The sequence below is a fragment of the Pseudomonas sp. Sample_9 genome, assembly GCF_004307535.1.
Lineage (GTDB): Bacteria > Pseudomonadota > Gammaproteobacteria > Pseudomonadales > Pseudomonadaceae > Aquipseudomonas > Aquipseudomonas mercuritolerans.
In genome coordinates, this window is sequence record NZ_RAZO01000384.1 from 1 (window position 1) to 1,935 (window position 1,935).

The 1,935-nt window shown below is 60.4% G+C and carries 2 protein-coding genes and 1 pseudogene; 2 read left to right on the plus strand and 1 reads right to left on the minus strand.

Annotated features, from left to right (window positions below; all coding sequences use genetic code 11):
• Positions 1 to 221, plus strand: a pseudogene (locus D6877_RS22020) (phage infection protein); the annotation flags it as partial.
• Between the two features lie 74 nt (positions 222 to 295).
• Here the strand turns inward: D6877_RS22020 and D6877_RS22025 are convergent.
• Positions 296 to 631, minus strand: coding sequence for a hypothetical protein (locus D6877_RS22025; protein ID WP_101162605.1), 336 nt, complete (start codon positions 629 to 631; stop codon positions 296 to 298).
• 175 nt (positions 632 to 806) lie between these two features.
• Here D6877_RS22025 and D6877_RS22030 point away from each other — a divergent pair.
• Positions 807 to 1,935 (plus strand): cache domain-containing protein (locus tag D6877_RS22030; RefSeq protein WP_130912102.1); only part of this gene is annotated, 1,129 nt, incomplete at its 3' end.

Genomic DNA, 1,935 nt, shown 5'->3' on the forward strand with positions numbered 1-1,935 from the left:
GTCTGCTCGAACGCCGTGTTGCCGAAGGTGGTTCGGATCGTCTGCTCGAACGCCGCGTTGCCGAAGGTGGCTCTGATCGTCTGATCGAACGCCGTGTTGCTGAAGGTGGCTCTGATCGTCTGATCGAACGCCGCGTTGCTGAAGGCGGTTCAGATCGACTGATCGAACGCCGTCTTGCCGAAGGTGGTTCGGATCGTCTGCTCGAACGTCGCGTCGCATGAATCAATCGCTGGTACGCAGCACCCATGAAAAAGCCCGGCCTGATCAGCCGGGCTTTTTTGCATTCAGCCGTCGCTTACTGCGCGGTTTTCAGCTTGACCACATCACCGGAGATAGTGGTGGTGTAGCCGGTCAGGACCCAGGCCCAGAACCAGTTTTCCTGAACTTGCGTGTTGATCATCGCATCGCCGCCCTTGGCTTTGATGGCCGCATCTTGCGCGCGGACGAAGCGGCTGTTCTGGCGGATCGGGATAACACCAAACAGCAGCAGGCCGGTAGCCGAGGCTTCGCTGTGGCCGACCACGGTGTACTGGTTGCTATCGTAATGTGCGGTTTTCATCGGGGCGCCGGTGCAACCTGCCAGAACCACACCGAACAGTGCGGCGGCGACTACTTTGCTGAGGTATTTCACAGTAAAACTCCATGGGGAAACGCCCGGGATCCGTCTCGCGGGCGGCGCGCATCTTAACCAAAATGATGGCTCATTGGTATCAGCCTTATTGCATTTCTATGAACCGGTTCGCTGGCCGGTCATCGGCGATGTCGCATACCATGGCGCCACTCAAATAAAGACAGACATCGCCCCCATGTTCAAAGCCAGTCTGCGTAGTCATCTCACCCTGTGGTTCGGCGGCTTGTCCCTGCTGACGCTGTTGAGTGTGGGTTTTTATGTCGGTCATATTGCTACCGAGCAGATGAAACAGGCCAGCGGCAACGCCTTGCTGAACACGGCGCGCGCGGCGGCGACTTTACTGGGCGAACAATTGCGCGAACGGCAACTGGAGGTCTACCTGCTCAGTCGCGCGCCGCATCTGGAGCGTGGTGATCTGGACAATCCAGCCATCCTCAAGTCGATGCAGTTGCGCACCCAGGCGCGCGCCGAATATGCGTGGATGGGCGTCACCGACGCCGAGGGTAATGTGCGCCAGGCCGTCAATGACCTGCTGGTTGGCCAATCCGTACAGAAACGCCCTTGGTTCCAGATCGGTCTGCGCCGCCAGTACACCGGTGATCCCCACGAAGCGGTGTTGCTGGCCAAGTTGTTGCCGGGCCTGCCCAATGGCGAGCCGCTGCGCTTCATCGATTTTGCCGCGCCAATCCACAATGCCGAAGGACAGGTGATCGGCGTGCTGGGTGCACATGCGCACTGGAGTTGGGTGACTCGCATCGTCGAGTCGGCGGCGTTTTCCCACAAGAACTCGGCGCCGGATATTCAGGCGCTGATCGTCGACCACGATGGCAAGGTGCTCTACCCCGAAGCGCTGATGGGCCAACAACTGGCGATCGGCGATTCGGTATTGCCGGGCTGGACAGCGGCCAACGGGTACCTGACCAGCATGGTCACCGTGCCGACGCCATCGGGAACGGCGCTGTCGTGGTCGATCGCCATTCGCCAGCCATTGGAGACTGCGCTGCAACCGGCGCGGATGCTGCAATACGAATTGCTGATCCTCGGCGTATTCGCCGCCATCGTTTTCGGTCTGGTGGCTTACTATCTGGCGCTGTACCTGAGCCGGCCGATCGAACAACTTGCACGCTCGGCCAAACAGGTGCAAAACGACCAGGCCGGCGCGCAGTTCCAGCTCCAGCACCCGGTGCTGGAAATCGCCCAGCTCGGCCAGTCCATCGACGCGATGACGCAATCACTGCTCGGCAAGGAGCGCGAACTGCAAGAAGCCAACGCCTCGCTGGAAGCCACCGTGGCGCAACGCACCG